Origin of the sequence: Salmonella sp. SJTUF15581 (assembly GCF_043356775.1) — a bacterium.
GTDB classification, from domain to species: domain Bacteria; phylum Pseudomonadota; class Gammaproteobacteria; order Enterobacterales; family Enterobacteriaceae; genus Salmonella; species Salmonella enterica.
The window spans coordinates 37,262-60,464 of record NZ_JBEUJY010000002.1 but is presented as its reverse complement, the minus strand read 5'-3'; the positions used below and the strand labels follow the sequence as shown (position 1 = coordinate 60,464).

Below are 23,203 nucleotides of genomic sequence, written 5' to 3'. Positions count from 1 at the left end.
GATGGGGTTTTTAGCAAATCTTATCTGGTATACATCAAACTTAAGGGATAAAAAATGAAGGCTAAATATTTGGCGCTGATGATCGGTGCTTGCTTTTCTCATAACCTTTGGGCAGCGAATAATATCACTATTGAGCAGCGTCTGGCTGAACTGGAGCAACGTGTTGTTAATGCTGAAAAACGGGCATCCGATGCCGAGGCGCAAATTCGCTCGCTGAAACAGCAGCAGGTCGCCGCTACGCCGACGGTGAATGTCCAGTCCGCCGAGCCCATTGCAGCAGATAAAACGCCGCCGAAGCTGACCTTATCCGGATTCAGCGATATTAAGTTCTATGGCGATGTCGAATTTAATATGGATGCGGCAAGCCGTTCCGGTAGTCTGACATCGACGAGAACGTCAGCGAATAAAGATTGGGCACCAGGAACCAATGAACGCTGGGATATTAACGGACGCCTGTTGTTGGGCTTTGATGGCTACCAGCGGCTGGACAACGGTAATTTTGCCGGATTCTCTGTACAGCCTCTGGCGGACCTGACCGGAAAAATGAACCTTGATGATGCCGTTTTCTTCTTTGGTCGTGAGAATGACTGGAAAATTAAGGTTGGTCGTTTTGAAGCCTACGATATGTTCCCGCTGAATCAGGATACGTTTATTGAATATTCGGGGAATACAGCGAACGATCTTTACAGTGACGGTTACGGCTATATCTATATGATGAAAGAAGGACGGGGACGTAGCGACAGTGGGGGTAACTTCCTGCTGAGTAAAACCATCGACAACTGGTATTTCGAAGTTAACACATTGCTGGAAAATGGCAGTACGTTATATACCGAGAAGCAGTACCACGGAATGGATTTAACCAACGATAAAAACGTGGCTTACGTCCGTCCGGTTATCGCCTGGCAAAACGGGCGTTTTTCAACGGCGATAGCGATGGAAAGTAACGTCGTTAACAACGCCTATGGCTATTATGAGAATGGGAAGTGGATCGATCAGTCAGATCGTACGGGCTATGGTTTTACCATGACCTGGAATGGTCAAAAAACTGACCCGGAAGATGGCGCAGTGATTAACCTGAATACCGCCTATATGGATGCGACCGATGAGACAGATTTTACCGCTGGGGTGAATGCGCTGTGGCATCGATTTGAACTGGGTTATATCTATGCGCATAACAAAATCGAAGCCTTCAATGCTACTAATATCGATGCCGTTTGTGAGGACGATTGCTGGATCACCGATCCCGGCAATTATGACATTCACACTATTCATGCCTCATATTTATTCCCCAACGTGATGGATATGAAAAACTTTAACATCTACCTCGGCGCCTATGCTTCATGGGTAGAGGCCAATCCGAATAATGGCGATAACAGTGAAGATGCGCGTTACGGCGGGCGTCTGAGATTCAAATATTTCTTCTGATTGTTGGTCTACTAAAAAAGGGATCCGCAGATCCCTTTTATCAGATAGTTAGTGCGCGCCGCCACCGCCGCCGCCCGCACCGAAGGGCGGTTTGGCGAACCACACCAGGCCGAGCAGCACCAGGAAGATCCCCGCCGACATCCAGAAGATTTCGTTGGCGGAAATAATCAGCCCCTGATTCGTGATTTGCTGGGCTATCCAGCCTGACGCCTGTTGGTGCGTCATCCCTAAGCCTTCCAGTTTATCGTACATAGCCTGAGCGTTTGGATTATACGCCGTAATCGACTCCGTGAGCTGAGCATGGTGTAGCGACTCACGATCGGTCCACATAGTGGTGGTAATCGAGGTGCCGATGGAGCCTGCCAGCGTTCGCGTGAAGTTCGACAGGCTTGATGCCGCCGCCAGCCGTTCTGGCGGTAACCCGGAGAGCGTAATGGTGGTCAGCGGCATAAAGAAGCAGGCGACGGCAAATCCCTGAATAAACTGCGGCCATGCGGAAGCGCCGAAATCCATACCCGGTTCGAACGTCCAGGCGCGCCAGTAAAAACAGACGGCGTACATAATGAAGCTGAACGTGACCAGCCTGCGCATATCCAGTTTATGCGCGAAGCGTCCGATAATCGGCGACAAAATTACCGGAATAATGCCGACTGGCGCCGACGCCAGACCTGCCCACGTTGCGGTATAGCCGTACACCTCTTGCAAAAGCTGCGGCAGTAGAACAATGGCGCCGAAATAGAGCATATAGGCAAGGCTGATGCACAAGCAGCCAATCGTGAAGTTACGCGATTTAAAAAGAGAAAGATCGACGATAGGGTGATCGTCGGTCAGTTCCCAGACGATCAGGAAACTGATGGCGATGACGGCGACCACGGTCAGGATGATAATTTCCTGCGAGGAGAACCAGTCCAGCTCTTTACCGCGATCGAGCATAATTTGCAGGCTGCCGATGCCAATCACCAGTAACGCCAGCCCGACGGCGTCAATACGTCGCCGTTCGGTATGCGTTTCACGTCCGCGCAGCGTGTGTAACGTCATCAGGACGACGGCGATGCCAATCGGCACGTTGATGAAGAAAATCCATCCCCAGTGGTAATTATCACTGATGTAGCCCCCCAGAATCGGGCCGCAAATCGGCGCGACAATGACGGTCATTGACCAGAGCGCCAGCGCAATGGAGCGCTTTGCAGGCGGATAGTTATTCAGCAACAGGCTTTGCGAGAGCGGAATCAGCGGCCCGGCGACCACGCCCTGCACCACGCGGAAGAAGATCAGCATATTCAGGCTGCTGGATACGCCACAGGCCCAGGAGGCCGCGGCAAAGGCGACCGTCGACCACATGAACAGTTTGACTTCGCCAAAACGTTTCGCCAGCCAGCCGGTTAAGGGAATCGAGATAGCGTTCGCCACCCCGAAAGAGGTGATAACCCATGTCCCCTGGCTTAGGGAAGAACCCAGGTTCCCGGCGATGGTCGGAATCGCCACGTTGGCAATGGTGGAGTCCAGCACCTGCATGAATGTCGCCAGCGACAGCGCGATCGTCATGATGACGAGCTGCGCGCCCTCCAGCGGTTTTTGCTGTTGCATCACACGCACCTCAGGATTAACCCGCGTTAGCCTGTACGATGTCGTCGATCAGTTTATTGACCGGCGCGAGATTAATTTCGCGTGCGTTACTTTCGGCAACCGGCGTCGTTCGTACCTGGCTGGCCAGTACCTGACCGTCGCGATTAGCGGTATCCACGGTGACCAGCGTCGATAAACCAATGCGCAGCGGATGTTGTTCTAACTGGCGGGCGTCCAGTTCGACGCGTACCGGCAGACGTTGAACCACTTTAATCCAGTTACCCGTCGCATTTTGCGCGGGCAGCAGGGAGAAGGCGCTGCCTGTTCCCATATCCAGACCGACGACTTTACCGGTGTATTTTACGTCGTCGCCATAAATATCAGTAATCACCGTCACTGGCTGCCCAATGCGCATATTCGCTAATTGGGTTTCTTTAAAGTTAGCGTCCACCCACAGATCGGTTGCAGGCACCACGGCCATCAGCGGCGTGGTGGGGCTGATTTGCGCGCCAGGCTGGACGGCGCGGCGGGAGACATAACCAGTCATTGGGCTGACGATGCGAGTACGCTCCAGCGCCAGCCAGGCGTTACGCACTTCGGTCGCCGCTTGTTGAACCGCGGGCTGATCTTCCAGTTTACTGTTGAGTATCATTGCCTGGTTGGCATTGTACTGTTGAATGGCGACATCCAGCTGTGCCTGCGCGCTGGCGACGGCATCGCGGGCGTGTTGCAGCTCTTCACGGCCAATAAGATTGGCATTACCCAGCGGCACACGACGGTTAAGGTCGCTTTGCGCTTGCGCCAGGGCGGTTTTTTGCACGTCGATATTCGCCTGCAACTGCTTGCTGTTAATCATCAACTGGTGCGTCTGGCGCACGCTGGAGGCCAGCGCCGTTTTGGCTTTTTCAAACGCTTGTTTGGCGTCAGTCTGATCGAGCGTGACCAGAACATCGCCCTCTTTTACAAAGTCGGTGTTATCAGCCCAGACTTTCGTCACGCTGCCTGACACCTGCGCCATGATTTGAACCTGGTTCCCTGCCACGTAAGCATCATCTGTCTCTTCAATATGACGCAATACTAAAAACCAATAAATTCCATATGCCACGGCAATAATAACAAAGAGCAAGGTAAGAAGTAGCAGCGCTGTTTTGCGTTTGCCTTTCTTCTTAGCCGGTTGCTGCGGGGTTTGGATCTCCGCATTTGCGCTCATGTTGTTCTCCACGATCTTATTATTCACATCGGCTGAGCCGACCTGTTGTCAGAAAGGCCAGCAGTAACGCGTGCCGGCCTGTCCGCTTTCCTGTTATTAATCTGGATTTTTGAGCGGGTCGGCGCTTTAGCGCAGCGCCTCAAGAACAGTGCCTTCCTGCTCCATTTGATCAAGACGCGTCAGGAGTTTACGAGTGATGTGCTCAAGTTGATCTTTTTCGGCAGTGCTAAGTGATGACCAGAGTTGATGCAGACAATGATGCTGAGGCGGAAGCACTTCTTGCAAAAATGCCTGACCTTTCTCCGTTAATTGCAGATGCAGGCAACGGCGGTCGTTATCGCTCTCACGACGCTCAATCCAGCCGCGTTTTTCCAGCTCATCTGCAATGCGTGTCGCATTGGTGCGAGATGAACCCAGCGCGCAGCTTAATTCAGACGGCTGAATACTGTGGTTTTCCTGAGACTCCAGCGTAATCAACGCCATAAACAACGTCTCGTTAATCCCTTGAGCCTTCAGCATCTTATTGCGGTTTTCCAGGAGCTTGCCTTGCATGTGCATACAAAGACGAGTCAAAAGAATTTCCTGATAAGGAAAGTCTTCGTGACGGCTGGCGCGAAATTTTAGCATTTGTTCAATGGGCGTAAACGAACTATCCATTTGGGCATGACCTCATTAATTTCAGCCGATATAGTAACGACAGTGACAAATAAAGTAAATGTATTATTAATACAAAATCATTCTTTCAGGCTATAAAGCAACCAATGATACGCAGACTGAGACGCCAGCGGGAACATTGGGCCCGGTAAAGCGCCGCCTGCGGCAAATCCAGGAATGACGAGAAAAGCGTGAGTGCCTGCATGAAAAAATCAGGAGAGAACGATAAGCGGGATGGGCGAAAGCCGGGTAAACGGCCTTACAACCCGATGCAAAAGCCACCGGAATATCACGGATAGCTATCGGTGAACGACCTTCGAATCCTTGAACGGGCGCTATTGGCCTGGGAGCAGATGGGGATGCAGGGCTTTCCATAGAATTATATTATTCTTCACCGGTATAAAAATAACCATGATAAATGAATAGCATAACCTTAACAGACTGGGGAGCTCCTTAACACCCTAAGGAGCTTAAACAAAGGTAAACGCTCACTATCCGCTTAATTTACGGCTTCCTGTCGGTGAAAACCTCGCCACCAGACCAGTAAATTAAGTAAGGCTACCGTGACACCCGCCAGACAAACGCCGGCCCAGCCGGCATGTTGCCAGGCGGAGGCGGAAATCAGCGACCCCGCGGCGCCACCGATAAAGTAGCTGGTCATATAGCCGGCGGTGAGCCGGTTACGCGCATCCGGATGCAAACGATAGATGACCGTCTGATTGGTGATATGTACCCCCTGAACGGTGAGGTCCAGTACCAGAATGCCAATAATCAGCGCCAGTACCGAGGTGTGCCCAAGCCAGATAGCCAGCCAGGAGAGTAACAGCAGCAGTAAGCCGAACGTGGTGGTGAGGTGAGATTTACCTTTATCGGCAAATCCGCCAGCCGGACGCGCGCCTAAAGCGCCGGCGGCCCCCGCCAGGCCAAACAGGCCAATCATCCCCTCGGAATAGCTAAACGGCGGCGCGGCGAGCAAAAAGGCCATTGACGTCCAGAGGATGCTGAAATTAGCAAAGGTCAGGCAGCCCAGCATTGCGCGGGTACGCAGCAGCTTATCGTGAATAAACAGGCTGAATACAGAACCCAACAGTTGCGGGTAGTTAAGATGGGTGTCGGATTTGAGCTTTGGCAGTCCGCGCCATAACGCGACGGCCATCAGCGCCATCAGCGCCGACGCTACCCAAAATACGGTGCGCCAACCGCCGAGGTTTGCCAGCAGTCCGGCGACCGTTCGCGCCAGCAGGATCCCCAGCAACAGGCCGCTCATAATGGTGCCGACCACTTTACCGCGGGTGGCGGGCGTCGCAAGCGTGGCGGCCAGCGGAACCAGAATCTGCGCCACCACGGAGAACAGTCCGGTTAAGGCCGTTCCGAGTATCATCATGCTAAGCGACTGACTGCTGGCGGTGATTAGCATTCCGCCAGCCGCCAGCAACGTCATGGAGACAATCAGCGTTCGGCGTTCAAACATGTCGCCAAGCGGCACCAGAAACAACAGGCCAGCGGCATAGCCCAACTGCGCGGCGGTAACGATAAACCCTGCGGAGCTGGCGGAAAGCGAAAAGTGATGCGCGATGGTATCAAGCAGCGGCTGGGCGTAGTAGTTGCTGGCGACCGCCAGACCCGTGGCCACAGACATTAAAACGATCAGCGCCGGGCTAAGCCCATGAGTGGGTTTCGTCATGATGGTAATCGTGATTCAGATAATTATTTCCTGGGAAAACAATCATAGCGGATGTTGATGAATAAAGGGGAACGGTGACGTGATGAATCGTGCGCTTTGAGGAGAGATTGCGTTGGCCGGATAGCGGCGCATGAACTGCGCTTTATCCGGCATAAAAAACGATCTTATTTCTGCGCGGCCAGCGCTTCTTTCACCCAGCCGTCAAACTGCTGCTGGTGGGCGTTGATCCAGCCGTCCACGTGGCCCTGAACATCGGCTTCAGACGATTTACCGGCATGCATCATGGCGTTCTGCGCGTTGATATCCGCCAGCGGCAGCTTCATGATGGCGAACAGTTTCGCCGCCGCCGGGTTTTTCTCCGCCCATGCCTTATTGGCGACAATATGCATGGTATTAACCGGGAACCCATAGTTCGCGCCGTTCGGCAGTTTAGTATCAATATTTTTCTGTTCGCCCGGCAGAGAGGAGAACGGCACCTGTAGCCAGACGACATCTTTACCCGGCTTCATTACGTCGCTCACCCAGTACGGGGTCCAGGTGTAATACAGCACCGGCTTGCCTTCTTTAAAACGGGTAATGGTATCAGCCATCATCGCCGCATAGTTACCGTGGCTGACCTCAACGGTTTTTTGCAGATCAAACGCTTTATTCTGGTGATTGATCACGGCTTCGCAGCCCCAGCCCGGCGAGCAGCCCATCATGTCCGCTTTTCCGTCGCCATTGGTATCGAAGATTTTGGCGATTTTCGGATCTTTTAGTTGAGCGATATTAGTGATGTTGTACTGCTCGGCGGTTTTTTTATCGATCAGATAGCCCTGCGCAGCGCCGGAGACGAAGACGCCCTCGCGGTAAAACTTTTTGTCTCCGCCTGCTGCGGCATACATATCATCATGCAGCGGCTGCCAGTTCACGGCGGTAAACGTCGCATCGCCAGAGGCGATGGAGGTATAGCCTACGTTGTAATCGACTTCACTCGGCTTATTTACGGTATAACCCAACTTTTCCAGCGCCCGGCTGACCAGTAACGTCTGGAAGGACTCTTCAGAAATCGTGCTTTGGATAGGTTGAACGGTAATGCCTTTGCCAGGCAGGTCGGCAGCGAAAGCGCTGGCGGTGACAAGGGTGGCAAACGCTGAGGCAAATATCACAGTATGTCGCATCGTTGTTCCTTTAATTATGGTAGGGAGTTGTAAGCCCGGTAAGCGCAGCGTCACCGGGCGTCAGGAGAGTTACTTAACGAAAGGGCGGGTGATTAGCCCAACAGGACCGGTGGTATACCAGCGACGGTTACCGCGGCTACGCGAGTCGCGCCCGACGGCCTGCGTCAGACGGTCCAGAATGATGGCGAGAATCACAATGCCGACGCCGCCGACGGTTGCCAGCCCCATATCAAGACGACCAATGCCGCGTAATACCATCTGGCCAAGCCCGCCGACCGCAATCATCGAGGCGATGACGACCATCGAGAGAGCCAGCATCAGCGTCTGATTAACGCCTGCCATAATGGTGGGCATCGCCAGCGGTAGTTGCACTTTGAACAACATTTGGCGCGGGCTGGCGCCGAACGAGCGCGACGCTTCAATTAAGTCGGCAGGCACCTGGTTAATGCCCAGGATCGTCAGGCGTATAATCGGCGGTAGAGCAAAAATAATCGTCACCACCACGCCCGGCACGTTACCGATGCCGAATAACATGACAATCGGCACCAGATAGACAAACGCGGGCGTGGTCTGCATCGCATCCAGCAGCGGACGAACTATTTTGGCCGCGCGCGGGCTGCGCGCCAGCCAGATTCCCATCGGTAATCCGATCACGACGCAGAACAACAGGGCGGTCAATACCAGCGCCAGGGTAATCATCGCCTGCGACCAGGCGCCGATCGCGCCGATGGCGATCAGCGATATCAGCGTTGCGATCCCCATGCCCACGCCGGAAACCTGCCAGGCAATCAGCGCAAAGAGAATAATCGCCACAGGGGCGGGCATTCCCAGCAGCAGTTGCTGAAAGCCGTTAAGGATGTAATCCACCGGCACACGAATCCCCTGAAAAAGGGGACGGAAATGGGTGACGACCCAGTCGATTCCCTCTGTGACCCAGCTATCCAGCGGGATAAGCGTCTTATGGAACGGGTCCAGAAGAGAAAAGTGTTCAGGGGCTGGCGCGGGCGCGCTGTTCAACCAGTCGGTACTGCCGCCGTCCGTGGCTACGCCTGCCGGTGTTCCCCAGGCATCAGCCGTTTGCGTCGTAGTATCGGCCACCTGTGCGGTATCCCACGGATTCGTTTGATCAGCCATTGTTACCCCCCTCGCGATCTAAAGCCTGTAGCAACATACGTTTTGAAATAATGCCAACATACTGGTGTTCTTCATCGACAACCGGCACCGCGCAGGGCGCCTGGCCGACGTGAGAGAGCAACTCGCTGAGTGGGGTTTGCGCATCAACGACTAAAGGGTCGTCGATAAGCGCCGCTTCAATCCCTTGCGCCTGGCTTAATGCCGCTTTTAATGAGTCGATGGACACGACGCCCACGAATTTATTGCCACGCTCAATGACGTAACCATATTCACGGTCTTCGTCCTGTAATAATTTCAGTGCCGAACGGGGACCAAAACCTGGCGTTTTACGAATTAATCCGACCGGGCTGCGACGGGCAATATCTTTGGCGCTAAAGACCTGACTAATATCCACGCCACGGAAGAACGTGCGGACATAATCATTTGCCGGATTATTCAGGATCTCATCCGGCGTTCCAACCTGTACGACCTCGCCATTTTGCATAATGGCAATCCTGTCGCCAATACGCATAGCCTCATCAAGATCGTGGGAAATAAAGACAATGGTGCGCTGATGTTTCGCCTGTAATTTCACCAGCTCATCCTGCATTTCGGTACGAATTAATGGATCGAGGGCGGAAAACGCTTCATCCATTAATAAGATATCAGGGTTGATTGCCAGCGCGCGGGCAAGCCCAACACGCTGACGCATCCCACCGGAAAGTTCATCCGGATAGGCATGAGCGTAATTTTCAAGCCCCACCTGACGCAAGGCGTCCAGCGCTTTTTCGCGACGCTCTTGCGCCGCGATGCCCGCTAATTCCATACCGAATGCCGTATTATCCAGCACGGTCATATGGGGCATGAGCGCAAATGACTGGAAGACCATCGCAATCTTTTTCCTGCGCACCTCGCGAAGCTCAGCGTCTGATATTTTGGCAATATCAACGCCGTCGATCAGTACCTGTCCGCGGGTGGGTTCAATCAGGCGATTGAGAAGGCGTACCATTGTGGATTTACCCGAACCGGATAATCCCATGATGACAAATATCTCGCCTTCTTCAATGGCCAGACTGGCGTCTTTAACGCCAAGCGATAGCCCCGTTTTTTCCAGTATTTGCTCTTTCGATAGTCCCTTTTCAATATATTTGAAGGCACGCTGTGGATGCTCTCCAAATATTTTATACAGATTCTTCACTTCTAATTTAATTGCCATGCAATAGAATGATTCCTGTTATTTACTTATGTCGATATGTTACCTGATAGAAATAGTTACCTTTTTCTACCCTAACATACTCAGAATCTGAGACAACCCTGAATTTGCTTCTGGCATGAATATTGCGAGGTGCTATCGGCTGTGATTTCCCATGATATAAGGGCTGAACGCGAATGGGGAGGGAGAGATATTTTTTGAGACAACCAGCAAAAATCCACCTGAATTGGAGGAATCCAGGTGAATAATGTCACTCGTATTGAGTGTAGGACATGTTGTAATATTTGCGCGATTTAACCCGGTATTGCTTGAAATAAAGGCATGGAAAATGTAACGTTATTTCCCATGCCCGCAAGGTTAAAAATTCCAGTCTTCGTCTTCGGTTTCGACTGTTTTCCCCATCACATAAGATGAACCTGATCCGGAAAAGAAATCATGATTTTCGTCGGCATTCGGCGAGAGCGCGGCAAGGATTGCGGGATTCACGTCTGCCATCTCCGGCGGAAATAACGCCTCATAACCCAGGTTCATTAAGGCTTTATTGGCGTTGTAGCACAAGAAGGCTTTGACGTCGTTAACCCAGCCGGTTTCCGCATATAACGCTTCTGTGTAGCAGATTTCGTTGTCGTACAGTTCCATCAATAAATCCAGCGCGAAAAGCTTTAACTCTTCACGCTCGATTGCCGATAGTTTTTGTAGCGCTATCTGATACTTATAGCCAATATAATAACCGTGAACCGCTTCATCACGAATGATTAAACGAATCAGGTCGGCAGTGTTCGTGAGCTTACCGCGGCTGGAGAAATACATCGGCAGCCAGAAGCCGGAATAGAACAGAAAAGATTCTAAAAAGACGCTGGCAATCTTTTTCTTTAGCGGTTCATCGCTGACGTAATGAGCCAAAATAATCTGCGCCTTACGCTGTAGCGGCGGGTTTTCTTCGCTCCAGGCGTAGGCGGCATCAACCTCTTTCGTCTGGCACAGCGTGGAAAAAATAGAACTGTAAGAGCGGGCGTGTACCGCTTCCATAAAGCTGATGTTCGACAGTACTGCCTCTTCATGCGGCGTGATGGCATCTGCCATTAACGACGGCGCGCCAGCGATGTTCTGGATAGTGTCGAGCAGCGTAAGACCCGTAAACACGCGAATGGTGAGCTGCTGTTCGGCGGCGCTCAGCGTCTGCCAGGCCGGAATATCATTCGATAACGGCACTTTTTCCGGCAGCCAGAAGTTACTGGTCAGCCGGTTCCACACCTCCAGATCTTTGTCGTCCTGGATCTTGTTCCAGTTGATGGCGCTAATACGAGATAATTTCATATGGCTTTCCTTATAGCGCGCAGGATACGCAGCCTTCAATTTCAGTACCTTCCAGCGCCAACTGGCGAAGCCGGATGTAATACAGGGACTTAATACCTTTTCGCCAGGCATAGATCTGCGCCTTGTTGATATCGCGGGTCGTGGCGGTATCGGAGAAAAACAAGGTGAGCGACAGCCCTTGATCGACGTGGCGCGTGGCCTCGGCATAGGTATCAATAATTTTTTCCGGACCGATATCGTAGGCATCCTGATACATGTCCAGATTTTCATTGGTCATAAACGGCGCGGGGTAATACACACGCCCGGTTTTGCCCTCTTTGCGAATCTCAATTTTGGCCACAATCGGATGAATGCTGGAGGTCGCATGATTAATGTAAGAAATCGAACCGGTCGGCGGCACCGCCTGCAAATTTTGGTTATAGATGCCATAGCGCATCACATCGTCGCGCAGCTTTAGCCACATTTCTCGTGTGGGCAGCGTACTGCCGCTGCGGGCAAATAGCGTCCTGACTTTCGCCGTTTTCGGTTGCCAGTCGTCCTGTAAATACTGCGTAAAATAGTCGCCGCTGGCATAGCGCGACTGCGCAAATCCGGCGAAGGTTTTGCCGCGTTCGCGGGCCAGCCGCATTGAAGTATGCACGGCATGCCAGGTAATGGTGTAAAAATAGAAATTGGTGAAATCCAACGCCTCCGGCGAACCGTAGGCAATGCCTTCTCTCGCCAGATAGCCATGCAGATTCATCTGGCCCAGACCGATGGCATGAGAGGCGGCATTACCGGCGGCTATTGAGGGTACGCTGCGTATATGGCTCATGTCCGACACCGCCGTCAGGCCGCGAATAGCGGTTTCTACGGTACGACCAATGTCCGGTGAATCCATGACGTGAGCGATATTCAGCGAGCCGAGATTGCAGGAAATGTCATGCCCGATGTGGGTATAGTCAAGGTTATCGTCGTAACGGGAGGCGCTATTGACCTGTAAAATTTCCGAGCACAGGTTGCTCATATTAATGCGCCCAGCAATGGGATTCGCGCGGTTTACCGTATCTTCAAACATGATGTAGGGATACCCGGATTCGAACTGAATTTCCGCCAGTGTTTGAAAAAAGTCACGGGCGTTAATATAGGTTTTACGCACGTGCGGATCGGCAATTAATTCATCGTACCGTTCGCTAATGGCGATATCGCCAAACGGTTTGCCGTAGCGTCGTTGTACGTCATAGGGCGAAAAGAGCGCCATTTTCGCGTTTTCTTTCGCCAGCCGGAAGGTGATATCCGGGATCACCACGCCGAGAGAGAGCGTTTTGATCCGGATTTTTTCGTCAGCGTTTTCCCGTTTGGTATCCAGAAAACGCAGAATATCCGGGTGGTGCGCATGGAGATAAACCGCGCCGGCCCCCTGGCGCGCGCCAAGCTGGTTGGCATACGAAAACGCGTCTTCCAGCATTTTCATCACCGGGATCACGCCGGAAGACTGATTCTCAATGCGTTTGATCGGCGCGCCCGCCTCGCGCAGATTGGAGAGTAAAAACGCGACGCCGCCGCCGCGTTTGGAGAGTTGCAGCGCCGAATTCACCGCCCGCCCGATCGACTCCATGTTGTCTTCGATACGGAGCAGGAAGCAGGAGACCAGTTCCCCACGCTGCTGTTTGCCGCAATTTAAAAAAGTCGGGGTAGCGGGCTGAAAGCGACCAGAAAGCATTTCATCGGTCAGTTGGGTGGCCAGCGTTTCGTCACCCTGCGCCAGCGTCAACGCCACCATTGTCACCCGATCTTCAAAGTGTTCCAGATAACGTTTGCCGTCGAAGGTTTTCAGCGTGTAACTGGTATAAAACTTCCAGGCACCAAGAAACGTCTGGAAGCGAAAGCCGCTGGCGTGGGCGTGCTCGAACAGGCGGAAGACGAAGGCGCGGTCGTAACGCGCGAGGACGGCGTCATCGTAATACCCTTCCCGAACCAGCGTCTCCAGACGTTCATGCTGGCTGGCAAACGTCACGGAATGCGGGCGGACGTGGGCGGCAAAAAAGGCGTCGATCGCCTGCTGGTCCTTGTCGAACTGAATATGGCCTGCTTTATCATAAAGATTCAGCATCGCGTTCAGGGCGTGGTAATCCATGGTTTCCTGCATTACGCGCTCCGGGGTAGTTGTTGCCAAAATTCATTTACTCCTTTTCGGACGTTATCGATGTCGCGTTGTGTGCCCATGAGCTCAAAGCGGTACAGCCAGGGTACGCCGCATTTTTGTGCTATCACATCGCCAGCGCATCCCCAGGCATCGCCGAAATTGCGATTACCGGAGGCAATGACGCCGCGAATGCGCGCCCGGTTGTGTTCATCATTTAAAAAGCGGATCACCTGTCGCGGCACCGCACCGGCCATCCCGCCGCCGCCGTATGACGGCACAACCAGAATGTACGGTTCGTCTACCTGAATTCGCTCCCGTTCATTGAGCGGAATACGCGTGGCAGGCAGCCCCAGACGCTGCATAAAACGGTGCGTATTTTCAGAGCTGCTGGAGAAGTAGACGAGCGCGCTCATGCGTTTGCCGCGTGGGGTGTCGGGTGCAGACGGTTAATCATGTCCGGGCGGAAGCCAGACCAGCTCAAATCGCCCGCCATCACCACCGGTAATTGACGAAATCCTTGCGCCCGGAGCGTATCCGCTGCATCCGGCACCAGATCGACGTTCACCATCTCAAATTCAAATCCACGGCTTTCCATCGCCCGCTTTGTGGCGTGGCACTGAACACAGTTATTGCGAGTGTAAATAGTAATGCTCATGATTCGTATTTCCATTTAAAATGAGAAAACGGCGCGATGAAACGCGTCGGATTGTCGTGTGTTGATACAGGAAATACTAGATGTAGTTGAATTAAGATTCAACCATACAAGATATGGGAATTTTCGATTGATTTTAACGCCGCTGATGAACGCAGCGGGGTAGGGGCGGCATGGCTAATTTTTGCCGGATGGCGGCGTGAACGCCCGATCCGGCCTGCAGGTTGACGCATAACAGAGTTGGCTGACATCTGCGCCATCCGGCAACAATGCGTCACATTCGCATACCGATCGCCAGACGGTTAAAGCAGTTCATTAAACCGATGGCGAAGGTCAGATCGCTGATTTCACGCGCGCTGAAATGATTGAGCAGCGGCAGGTAAACATTATCTTCGGCGTGGGTTTCAGCAATGTGCGTCACCGATTCCGCCCAGGCTAACGCCGCGCACTCTTGCTCGCTGAAATGGTGGCTTACCCGCCATCCTGCCAGCGCATCTAATTTAGCTTGATTTACGCCAGCCATACGCAGCGCTTTACTGTGCATCTCCAGGCAAAATGCACAGCCATTTATTTGCGAAACACGCAGGTAAATCAGCTCCATCAGAGTGAGGTCAAGCGTGCTCTTTTCCAGCGCGTTTTTCGCCTGCACCAGAGCGCTATAAACCTCCGGGCTCAGTTCATAATAGGGTTGGCGTAACGTCGTCATCATGTTTCTCCTCGTGTTGATGACGAGCACTGTAGCACTATAATGGTCTGTAAAAGAGAGCCATATTTTTACAGAAAAAGCAGACCATATGCCGCGCTATCAGCACATCGCTCGTCAGTTAAAAACGGCCATTGAGCAAGGAGAACTCGCGCCAGGAACGTGTTTGCCTTCCAGCCGAACGTGGGCGCAGGAACTGGGCGTTTCTCGCGCCACGGTGGAAAATGCCTATGGCGAGCTGGTGGCGCAGGGCTGGCTGGAGCGACGTGGCCAGGCAGGCACGTTTGTGAGCAACGCTCTACGGTTTGAGACGGCGCCGCCGATACCCGCCGTTTTTGCCGGAGAAAGTCCGGAACCGAAACCATTTCAGATGGGGTTACCGGCGCTGGATCTCTTTCCACGCGAGAAGTGGGCGCGAGTAATGGGGCGTCGGTTGCGCACGCAGACACGCTTCGATCTGGCATTAGGCGACGTCTGCGGCGAGGCGATTTTGCGCCAGGCGATAGTCGATTACCTGCGGGTTTCGCGTAGCATTGAATGTCTGCCGGAACAGGTATTTATTACCTCCGGATATGCGAATTCTATGCGGCTAATCCTGCGTACATTGTCTGTGCCGGGAGACAGCATGTGGGTGGAAGATCCCGGCTTTCCGTTAATTCGCCCGGTGATAACGCAGGAGGGGATTACGCTGGCGCCGATTCCGGTCGATGCCGATGGGCTGAATGTCGCGGCGGGGATGCGGGATTGCCCGCAGGGACGCTTTGCATTGGTGACGCCCGCCCATCAAAGTCCGTTGGGGGTGGCGCTGTCGTTAACTCGCCGACGGCAACTTCTGGCATGGGCGGCGAATGTGCAGGCCTGGATTATTGAAGATGACTACGACAGCGAATTTCGTTATCACGGTAAACCGCTTCCGCCGCTCAAGAGTCTGGATGCCCCGCAGCGAGTGATTTACGCCGGAACGTTCAGTAAGTCGCTCTTTCCGGCATTACGTACCGCATGGCTGGTGGTGCCGATAAAGCAGATTGAGCATTTCCGCCAGCAGGCGTCGCTGATGCCCTGTAGCGTACCGTTGTTATGGCAGCACACGCTGGCTGATTTTATCCGTGATGGCCATTTCTGGCGGCATCTGAAAAAGATGCGCCAACATTATGCTCAGCGACGGTTATGGATTGAAGAAGCGCTGGCAGAACAGGGATTTGTCGTGACATTACAGAAAGGCGGTATTCAATTGGTTATTGAGGTTGAAGGTGATGATAAAGCGCAGGTAGCAAAAGCGAATCAGGCCGGACTGGCGGTACAGGCGCTAAGCCGTTGGCGAGTGGTTTCGTCAGGAAAGGGGGGCATTTTACTGTCGTTTACCAATATTACTTCCGCTGGCATGGCGAAACAGGTCGCATGGCAGCTTCGACAGGCGATACAGTAACCGTTTCGCCGAATGGCGCGACCTGGGCCTGCGGCAATGATGCAGGCCCAATAAAGTATGTCGCCATCCGGCAGCGCACGTCGTTAGCGACGCAGGCTAAGCAGCGCCCCGATAAAAATCCCTACCGCTGCGGCGGTTCCTACGCTACACCAGGGTTTTTCACGCACGAACGTATCCGCGCACCCCATCGCATCACAGGCGGCTTGTTTTACGCGAGTACGACCCTGCATCCGCGCCCGGGTCTCTTTCAGCAACGCCTGTGCTTTACGTCGCGCAGCCTCGGCTTCGTCTTTCGCATCGCTTCCCCAGGATTTAAGGACATCTTCCAGACTGTCGGCTAATCGATTGACATCATTCTGAATATCCTGAACACCATCATCGACGTCGTTTCGGTTCGGTTTGTTAAGCATATGATCCTCCATTGATTTCGATGTAGCTTTCAGTGTAGTTCATATTTTTACCTGCTGAGGCTTGTTACGGCGATATCATGCGTTTCTGGACTTTTCTGAAAGCGTTGATAACGCGCTATCGGGTAAGGTAAGCCCGCAGTACAAGAGAATGAGGATAAAATATGTATTTACGACCTGACGAGGTGGCGCGGGTACTGGAAAAGGCAGGGTTTACCGTCGATGTGGTGACGAATAAGACGTATGGTTATCGACGCGGCGAGAATTATGTTTATGTTAACCGCGAGGCGCGTATGGGGCGTACTGCGCTGATCATTCATCCCAGATTAAAAGACCGTAGCTCATCACTGGCTGACCCGGCTTCGGATATTAAGACCTGCGATCACTACCAAAATTTTCCGCTCTATTTAGGCGGCGAGACCCACGAACATTACGGTATTCCCCACGGCTTTAGCTCCCGAATAGCGTTAGAACGTTATCTGAATGGGCTTTTTGGCGACGAAAAAACCGACTAAAAGCGCGACTGGCAATGCCAGTCGCGACGCTAACTTACGCCTTAGCCTGATGATAGCTGCTCACTTTAAACAGGCGGCGACAATAATCCAGGAAGTAGCCATAAACCGCGCCCATTAACATTGAAACAACAATGTTTGAACTCACGGCGGCCACTATCTGATGCCAGCCGGCACCGACGGTCAGCAAGATGATAATATAAACGGGTGACTGAAAGGTGACATAAGCCAATACATCCGCCAGGTTTTTGGCCCATCCCGCCGGGCTTGCCTTACGCGCGACGCGCATAATCAGATCGCGGTAAACGCCGTATGGCCATGCAATCAAAATGTTGACAGGTATCGCCACCAGCCTGGAAGAAAGCGACTGCTCAAAGCTCATTCCGGAGAGGAATATCTCGATCAACATGTTCACAACAGAACAGTAAACAACCATCGCAAACGTGTCTGCTACGGCATGACGCAAGCGTGACTGTGGAGAGAACATGTTAATGCTCCTTGTAGCGTATCAATCAGAATGAGGTGATGGTTGGTAGTGAAATCATAAAGCACTTTTGTCTTTGCATAGAGTATATCCCTATATAATAACTATCAACTAGTGCAATATTTTTATTTATAGACTTTTTGTCGATAAAATACTCTGTGGTTGTGTGTTTTTTGCTCGCGGCGAGATTTTCGTTGTTGTTAGTTATTAATTACTTTTAAATCAATGCATTATAATGCATTGTTTTTCTGGCGATTTTCAGCCACATTCCAAATGTTGTCAGATGCGATGTATTCTCGGCTAACGGCACGCGCTCTACTTTTCTCAGCATAATTATAGCTATTGCAGGCTGATTTTTAGCATAAAGCTCTGATGATGATTTTTGAATGGTTAATCTCTTATTGTGCTGAAATATTCACTTCTGTATAAGGTCAGCCACCGTGAGGGTCACCGTGGTTACTGAGATACGCAATACGCTATATACGCTATGGATTTCGAGTTGCTTAAAGGCGGCAAGGGAGTGAATCCCCAGAAGCATAGATAACGATGTGACTGGGGGGAGCGACAAATCTGCGGGGAGCAGATTTGAACGTCGCGTGCGACGACCCGTCAGGGCGAGGCCCATGGATGAGCCGGGTAATCCGTAGCCAACACATAAGCAACTTGAAGAATGAAGGGTATAAACAGCCGAACGGGGAACCTACAGATATACCGTAGGCAGAATAACCTGAAACACACAGGGGGTAATGAATATAACCTTCTGGTTAACAGATTAATATAATTAATCGAGTTATACTGAGTATATCTGTATGAACTTTAGGATCTGGAAATATAATCAATAATCGCATACAATACCGCCTGTAATAGTTTTTGTTTTCTGCGTTAAAAGGTTTTTATTGATATGAATTTGATGTTACAGAACTTAAATAATATCCGCACGCTGCGCGCTATGGCTCGCGAATTCTCCATTGACGTTCTTGAAGAAATGCTCGAAAAATTCAGGGTTGTCACTAAAGAAAGACGCGAAGAAGAAGAATTGCAGCAACGCCAGCTTGCCGAGAAGCAGGAGAAAATTAATGCCTTTCTGGAGCTGATGAAAGCAGACGGTATTAACCCGGAAGAGTTATTTGCCATGGATTCAGCAATGCCGCGTTCTGCTAAAAAGCGCCAGCCGCGTCCGGCAAAATATCGTTTTACTGATTTCAATGGCGAAGAAAAAACCTGGACCGGACAAGGTCGTACGCCTAAACCGATTGCCCAGGCGCTGGCGGCGGGGAAATCTCTGGATGATTTCTTAATCTAATCACGGATAACCTTTAACAGATGGCGCTGCGTTTCCTGTCTCTATTAACCGGGACTCAGGGAACGTTGCGCCATGCTCATTCTGATAAATCAGCACACGCCAAAATCGCCTTCTTCGCAATAGGGGGTGACATCTGCCGCTTTGAGGATCAATTTTTCGCCCTACTCATTACCGACCTGTACCGCGACAATATGATCCTCGTTGACTTCAATCACTTTCAGTTTCGGCCCACCCATTCGGGGCTGTACGATATCGCCTGGTGTGAACATCACGCTCTCCTGTTGAACAATGGTATAAACCCGCCTTCAGTCTACTACACACCTACCGACGCGCGGTGAAGGTACCGCTTAATGAGTACGGGTATTCCAGGGCATTTTTTCCAGTAGTCGCGCCATTCCGCAGAAGCCGGTCATGCCTGCCAGCATTAACCCGGCCCCGACAAAACCGCTAATGAGGAAAAAGCCGCCGTGGACCGTATAGCCCAGAATCACCCCAAGCAACGTCAACCCGCCGGCGGCGATTTGCACCTGACGCATCAGTGGCAACGGTTGCGATTTGTCTTCTGTGACGGGCAATCCTGCCGCTTTCCATCCGTCGATACCGCCTTCCAGTAGACTGACCTGAGCTGGGGCGGCAATGGCCTGTAGTTTTGCTGCATTGCTGCTGGTTCGTTTACCTGACTGACAGTGAAAAATAATCTGTTCCGCTCGCAGGTTGGCGGGCAAATCGCCCTGTTCAAGCCGGGAGAGAGGCGCCAGTTGCGCATGTGGAATATGCTCGCGCAGATATTCATCGGCGTCGCGCACATCAATCAGTTTCGCGCCTTGCGCTATCAGCGCTTGCGCCTCACGGGGGGAAACTATCCCAATGGACATCGTGCCTCCTTATGGACAATAGAGATTCTTTAACGTGGCGATAATCGTATTAACCGCCTCATTTTTAATGAAATAGTGAATGCGCTGGGCATCGCGTTGACTATCAATCAGCCCTTCTTCTCGCATCCGCGCCAGATGTTGCGACGTCGCGGAGGGGCTTAGCCCGGTAATGCGCGCCAGTTCGCCTGCGCTGGTTTTTGGCGAACCGCAAAGCATACATAAAATCAGTAATCTTTTTGGGTGGCTCATCGCTTTGAGCAGGGCCGCCGCCTGTTCTGCGCTGGACTGAAGTTGTTCAAGCTCTGTCATAGTTATTTAAGCATTTTCTAAATTTAGTTAATTCTAAAATAAACGTCAACCTAATGCCAGCGTAAAGAGCGTAAAGGAGGGTAAAAGCGCGGCGCGTGACTGGCAGGCTCAGGTAAACTGACTATGCTTAGAGATAAAATCTCTTTTTAAACAATGACTAATTTTGCTTGTATGGAGTGTATATGGGTTTCTGGAGAATTGTATTTACGATTATTTTGCCTCCGCTCGGCGTACTTTTAGGAAAAGGGTTCGGTTGGGCATTTATCCTTAATATCCTGCTGACATTACTCGGATATATTCCGGGGCTTATCCACGCATTTTGGGTTCAGATGCGTCATTAATTACCGGCCACCGGCGGCGCATAAGCGCCGCTTATCAGGATAACCTCATTCCCTCTGCTACACTTTTCTTTGTGTGTATTTTTGACAAGCGAGGTGAATATGGGACTTTTCAAATTTGTAAAAGATGCAGGTGAAAAACTCTGGGACGCGGTAACCGCTAATCATGATAAGGACGATCAGGCGAAAAAAGTCCAGGAACATTTAAATAAAACGGGAATACCCGACGCTGACAAAGTGAATGTGCAAATTGCTGATGGAAAAGCGACAGTGACGGGTGATGGGCTGAGTCAGGAGGCAAAAGAAAAAATTCTGGTTGCCGTGGGGAATATCGCCGGGATTAGCAGCGTTGACGATCAGGTTAAAACCACGACGCCGGCGGCTGAAAGTCAGTTTTATACCGTAAAATCAGGCGACACCCTGAGCGCTATTTCAAAGCAAGTGTATGGTAACGCCAATCTGTATAATAAAATCTTCGAGGCAAATAAACCGATGCTGAAAAGCCCGGAAAAAATATATCCGGGACAAGTGTTGCGTATTCCTGAAGAATAATGGCTATCAGGCCGCGCCAGGCTACATTTTTCCTGCCATCGCCTGGCGAATAATGGGAATCGGCGTCAGCAAATGCTGACGCATTAATTCGCTGGCGCGTGCCGCCTCGCGCGCCAGTATCGCTTCGGTTAGCGTGTGATGCTGGATATGTTTATCTTCCAGCATCTCGACGGACAGAACGGTTTCACGTAACCAAATAAAGCGGTAGCGGGCCGCCAGGTCAAATAAGCGTTCGCGCATCTGTAGCAAGTAATGGGAGCCGCACCCGGCGACAATGGCGGAATGAAACGCCTGGTGGCGCTGATCCCATTCATCGAGCATATGTTCACTGGCATCGCTGGCTTCCAGTTTACTGAGCATATGCGCTCGCGCCAGGATCTCCGCCTCCCACGCATCATCGCCGCGTTCAATCGCCAGGCGTACCAGCATCGCTTCCATATTGGCGCGCGCGTCAAAAATATCGAGGAGTTCCGCCTCTGACATGGACGCCACGCGATAGCCTTTTTGATTCACCACAGTGACCAGCCGTTCCGCCACCAGTTGCGACAGCGCCTCACGCAGCGGCCCTACGCCGAGCGCATAGCGGGCGGTTAATAAACTCATCCGCAGTTTCTCATCCGGCTGATAAGTGCCGCGAATAATGTCATTTTTAAGCCAGCGATAGCCATCTATGGCCGTCGGTTGGGAAAGGGCGGTCATCTTTTACTCCTGAGAAGCTTCCCGGCTGACGCCGGGAATAACTAACGTAGGTTTTGCAGGGGGGCTTTTTGCCACCTTATCAGTTTTTTCCAGCGAGACATAATGGGGACAGTACCTATTATGCCCAGCCCTAACAGCCCCGTCGAAATGACTTCTAGTTGCTGTGCCGGTCGAAATAGCATCACCACCAGAACAAAGCAGATAAAGCCGATAACCAGCCAGGTGAGCCACGGATAAAGCCACATTTTCAGCTTAATTTCTCCGCCCTGCGCCAGCAGAATTTTACGCATCCGCAATTGCGAAATCGCAATCACCAGATAGACCAGCAGCGCGATGGCGCCGGAACTGTCGATAAGAAATTTAAACACTTTTGCCGGGGCATAATAATTGACGATAACGGTTAAAAAGGCCGCGCCGGTAGAGAGGAGAACCGCTACCCAGGGTGTTTTGCTACGGTTAGTTTTTCCCATTATCGCAGGCGCATCGCCGCGGCGGCTAAGGGAATAGAGCATCCGGGAGGCGGTATATAATGCGGAGTTCAGACAACTGGTCACCGACAACAAAATCACGCAGTCCATAATGAATTTTGCGTGCGGAATATGAAGCAGCTCCAGTACCGAGCGGTACGAACCTACGCTTTTCAGACCCGGCATATTCCACGGGATCAGCGCCACCACCACAAAAATGGAACACAGGTAAAAGATGGAAATTCGCCAGATAACAGAATTGGTGGCGCGTACGATATGTTTATCCGGCGTATCGGATTCCGCGGCAGCAATAGTGACGATTTCCGCGCCCATAAAAGAGAACATGGTGATCAACATGGCGCTTAACACCGCGCCGAAGCCGTTAGGCATAAAACCACCGTGATCCCATAGCCGGGAGATACCGCTTACCTCGGCATACGGATAAAAACCGCTAATCGCCGTCGCGCCCAGCGCGATAAACGCCAGAATGGCAATTACTTTACATAGCGCCAGCCAGAATTCGAACTCGCCGTAATTTTTGACGCTCAATAAATTGCTTCCGGTTAAGGCAAGCGTAATCACTAATGAAAATAGCCACACCGGAATACCCGGTATCCATGAATTCAGAATAATGGCGGCAATATTGGCCTCCAGCGGAATAACCAGCACCCAAAACCACCAGTATAACCAGCCGATGGTATACCCGGCCCAGGGGCCAATCGCTTTATCCGCATAGGTGGAAAAAGAACCGGTATCCGGCGTGGCGACGGCCATTTCAGCCAGCATTCGCATAATCATGACGACTAAAAGTCCTGCGAACAGATAGGCCAGCAGTACCGCAGGGCCGGCCTCCGCAATCGCCACGCTGGAACCGACAAACAGGCTGGCGCCGATGACGCCGGCGATCGATAACATGGTGACGTGGCGTGATTTCAGCCCGCCCCCTAATGCATGTGATTCTGACAATTGCCCCATCCTAAAACCTCTTTATTGTTATTGCGCTCGTTTA

The 23,203-nt window shown here is 52.0% G+C and carries 24 protein-coding genes and 1 pseudogene; 6 read left to right on the top strand and 19 right to left on the bottom strand.

Annotated elements, in window-relative coordinates; all coding sequences use genetic code 11:
- Positions 1 to 54 precede the first annotated feature (54 nt).
- Positions 55 to 1,425 carry a carbohydrate porin gene (locus tag ABVN36_RS03735; protein ID WP_017441158.1) on the top strand — a complete coding sequence of 457 codons (1,371 nt, stop codon included), beginning with the start codon at positions 55 to 57 and terminating at the stop codon, positions 1,423 to 1,425.
- A gap of 48 nt (positions 1,426 to 1,473) precedes the next feature.
- Here ABVN36_RS03735 and emrB read toward each other — a convergent pair whose 3' ends face one another.
- The 12 genes from emrB to ABVN36_RS03675 all read right to left on the bottom strand — a co-directional run bounded on the left by emrB (position 1,474) and on the right by ABVN36_RS03675 (position 14,825).
- On the bottom strand, positions 1,474 to 3,012 hold the full coding sequence (gene emrB / locus ABVN36_RS03730; protein ID WP_001187297.1) for a multidrug efflux MFS transporter permease subunit EmrB: 1,539 nt from the start codon (positions 3,010 to 3,012) through the stop codon (positions 1,474 to 1,476).
- A 16-nt stretch (positions 3,013 to 3,028) separates the two neighbouring features.
- Positions 3,029 to 4,201, bottom strand: coding sequence for a multidrug efflux MFS transporter periplasmic adaptor subunit EmrA (emrA, locus tag ABVN36_RS03725; RefSeq protein ID WP_001275600.1), 1,173 nt, complete (start codon positions 4,199 to 4,201; stop codon positions 3,029 to 3,031).
- A 126-nt stretch (positions 4,202 to 4,327) separates the two neighbouring features.
- Positions 4,328 to 4,858 carry a transcriptional repressor MprA gene (gene mprA / locus ABVN36_RS03720; RefSeq protein WP_000378431.1) on the bottom strand — a complete coding sequence of 177 codons (531 nt, stop codon included), beginning with the start codon at positions 4,856 to 4,858 and terminating at the stop codon, positions 4,328 to 4,330.
- A gap of 496 nt (positions 4,859 to 5,354) precedes the next feature.
- Complete coding sequence (locus ABVN36_RS03715; protein WP_000165772.1) at positions 5,355 to 6,539, bottom strand: MFS transporter; 1,185 nt, start codon at positions 6,537 to 6,539, stop codon at positions 5,355 to 5,357.
- Positions 6,540 to 6,703: 164 nt separating this feature from the next.
- Entirely contained in the window at positions 6,704 to 7,699 is a 996-nt protein-coding gene (gene proX / locus ABVN36_RS03710) for a glycine betaine/L-proline ABC transporter substrate-binding protein ProX (protein ID WP_001216613.1), read from the bottom strand.
- Between the two features lie 69 nt (positions 7,700 to 7,768).
- A complete protein-coding gene (gene proW, locus ABVN36_RS03705) occupies positions 7,769 to 8,833 on the bottom strand; it encodes a glycine betaine/L-proline ABC transporter permease ProW (RefSeq protein WP_000775021.1) in 1,065 nt (354 codons plus the stop codon).
- Positions 8,826 to 10,028 (bottom strand): glycine betaine/L-proline ABC transporter ATP-binding protein ProV, encoded by a 1,203-nt coding sequence (gene proV, locus ABVN36_RS03700; protein WP_000985529.1) that lies wholly within the window; start codon positions 10,026 to 10,028, stop codon positions 8,826 to 8,828. The genes proW and proV overlap by 8 nt, the downstream gene beginning before the upstream one ends.
- A 354-nt stretch (positions 10,029 to 10,382) precedes the next feature.
- Positions 10,383 to 11,342: a class 1b ribonucleoside-diphosphate reductase subunit beta gene (gene nrdF, locus ABVN36_RS03695; protein WP_000777901.1), complete on the bottom strand. Its 960-nt coding sequence runs from the start codon at positions 11,340 to 11,342 to the stop codon at positions 10,383 to 10,385.
- Positions 11,343 to 11,352: 10 nt separating this feature from the next.
- Entirely contained in the window at positions 11,353 to 13,497 is a 2,145-nt protein-coding gene (nrdE, locus tag ABVN36_RS03690; RefSeq protein WP_033903659.1) for a class 1b ribonucleoside-diphosphate reductase subunit alpha, read from the bottom strand.
- Positions 13,470 to 13,880 (bottom strand): class Ib ribonucleoside-diphosphate reductase assembly flavoprotein NrdI, encoded by a 411-nt coding sequence (gene nrdI, locus ABVN36_RS03685; protein WP_001275401.1) that lies wholly within the window; start codon positions 13,878 to 13,880, stop codon positions 13,470 to 13,472. Before nrdI ends, nrdE begins: the two co-directional genes overlap by 28 nt.
- A complete protein-coding gene (gene nrdH / locus ABVN36_RS03680) occupies positions 13,877 to 14,122 on the bottom strand; it encodes a glutaredoxin-like protein NrdH (RefSeq protein WP_000028870.1) in 246 nt (81 codons plus the stop codon). The genes nrdI and nrdH overlap by 4 nt, the downstream gene beginning before the upstream one ends.
- 271 nt (positions 14,123 to 14,393) lie before the next feature.
- On the bottom strand, positions 14,394 to 14,825 hold the full coding sequence (locus tag ABVN36_RS03675) for a carboxymuconolactone decarboxylase family protein (RefSeq protein WP_023138953.1): 432 nt from the start codon (positions 14,823 to 14,825) through the stop codon (positions 14,394 to 14,396).
- Positions 14,826 to 14,913: 88 nt separating this feature from the next.
- Here ABVN36_RS03675 and ABVN36_RS03670 point away from each other — a divergent pair, with 88 nt between their 5' ends.
- Positions 14,914 to 16,248: a PLP-dependent aminotransferase family protein gene (locus tag ABVN36_RS03670; protein WP_023138952.1), complete on the top strand. Its 1,335-nt coding sequence runs from the start codon at positions 14,914 to 14,916 to the stop codon at positions 16,246 to 16,248.
- 83 nt (positions 16,249 to 16,331) lie between these two features.
- Here the strand turns inward: ABVN36_RS03670 and ABVN36_RS03665 are convergent, their stop codons facing one another.
- Positions 16,332 to 16,658 carry a DUF883 domain-containing protein gene (locus ABVN36_RS03665; RefSeq protein ID WP_001519557.1) on the bottom strand — a complete coding sequence of 109 codons (327 nt, stop codon included), beginning with the start codon at positions 16,656 to 16,658 and terminating at the stop codon, positions 16,332 to 16,334.
- A gap of 161 nt (positions 16,659 to 16,819) precedes the next feature.
- On the opposite strand from ABVN36_RS03665, the gene ABVN36_RS03660 reads away from it, so the two are divergent.
- Positions 16,820 to 17,170, top strand: a complete 351-nt coding sequence (locus tag ABVN36_RS03660) for a DUF2002 family protein (protein WP_000281305.1) — start codon at positions 16,820 to 16,822, stop codon at positions 17,168 to 17,170.
- Positions 17,171 to 17,204: 34 nt separating this feature from the next.
- Here the strand turns inward: ABVN36_RS03660 and alaE are convergent, their stop codons facing one another.
- Positions 17,205 to 17,654 carry an L-alanine exporter AlaE gene (gene alaE / locus ABVN36_RS03655; protein WP_000492669.1) on the bottom strand — a complete coding sequence of 150 codons (450 nt, stop codon included), beginning with the start codon at positions 17,652 to 17,654 and terminating at the stop codon, positions 17,205 to 17,207.
- Positions 17,655 to 18,552: 898 nt separating this feature from the next.
- Between alaE and stpA the strand changes: the two genes are divergently transcribed.
- The gene (stpA, locus tag ABVN36_RS03650) at positions 18,553 to 18,954 is read left to right on the top strand and encodes a DNA-binding protein StpA (protein WP_001051100.1); all 402 of its coding nucleotides are present in this window, start codon (positions 18,553 to 18,555) and stop codon (positions 18,952 to 18,954) included.
- Positions 18,955 to 19,043: 89 nt separating this feature from the next.
- On the opposite strand, the pseudogene ABVN36_RS03645 reads toward stpA, so the two are convergent.
- From ABVN36_RS03645 to ABVN36_RS03635, 3 genes and pseudogenes are all read right to left on the bottom strand, one after another.
- Positions 19,044 to 19,223: pseudogene (locus tag ABVN36_RS03645) on the bottom strand (hypothetical protein).
- A gap of 78 nt (positions 19,224 to 19,301) precedes the next feature.
- On the bottom strand, positions 19,302 to 19,829 hold the full coding sequence (locus ABVN36_RS03640) for a rhodanese family protein (protein WP_000022011.1): 528 nt from the start codon (positions 19,827 to 19,829) through the stop codon (positions 19,302 to 19,304).
- A 9-nt stretch (positions 19,830 to 19,838) separates the two neighbouring features.
- Entirely contained in the window at positions 19,839 to 20,138 is a 300-nt protein-coding gene (locus tag ABVN36_RS03635) for a helix-turn-helix transcriptional regulator (protein WP_001749413.1), read from the bottom strand.
- Between the two features lie 182 nt (positions 20,139 to 20,320).
- Here ABVN36_RS03635 and ABVN36_RS03630 point away from each other — a divergent pair, with 182 nt between their 5' ends.
- On the top strand, positions 20,321 to 20,479 hold the full coding sequence (locus tag ABVN36_RS03630) for a YqaE/Pmp3 family membrane protein (RefSeq protein ID WP_000508175.1): 159 nt from the start codon (positions 20,321 to 20,323) through the stop codon (positions 20,477 to 20,479).
- 99 nt (positions 20,480 to 20,578) lie between these two features.
- Positions 20,579 to 21,028: a peptidoglycan-binding protein LysM gene (lysM, locus tag ABVN36_RS03625; protein WP_023138950.1), complete on the top strand. Its 450-nt coding sequence runs from the start codon at positions 20,579 to 20,581 to the stop codon at positions 21,026 to 21,028.
- A 21-nt stretch (positions 21,029 to 21,049) separates the two neighbouring features.
- Here lysM and csiR read toward each other — a convergent pair whose 3' ends face one another.
- Together csiR and gabP are read right to left on the bottom strand one after the other, a co-directional pair.
- Positions 21,050 to 21,727 carry a DNA-binding transcriptional regulator CsiR gene (gene csiR / locus ABVN36_RS03620; RefSeq protein ID WP_000126152.1) on the bottom strand — a complete coding sequence of 226 codons (678 nt, stop codon included), beginning with the start codon at positions 21,725 to 21,727 and terminating at the stop codon, positions 21,050 to 21,052.
- Between the two features lie 41 nt (positions 21,728 to 21,768).
- Positions 21,769 to 23,169 carry a GABA permease gene (gene gabP / locus ABVN36_RS03615; protein WP_000531282.1) on the bottom strand — a complete coding sequence of 467 codons (1,401 nt, stop codon included), beginning with the start codon at positions 23,167 to 23,169 and terminating at the stop codon, positions 21,769 to 21,771.
- Positions 23,170 to 23,203: the final 34 nt, after the last annotated feature.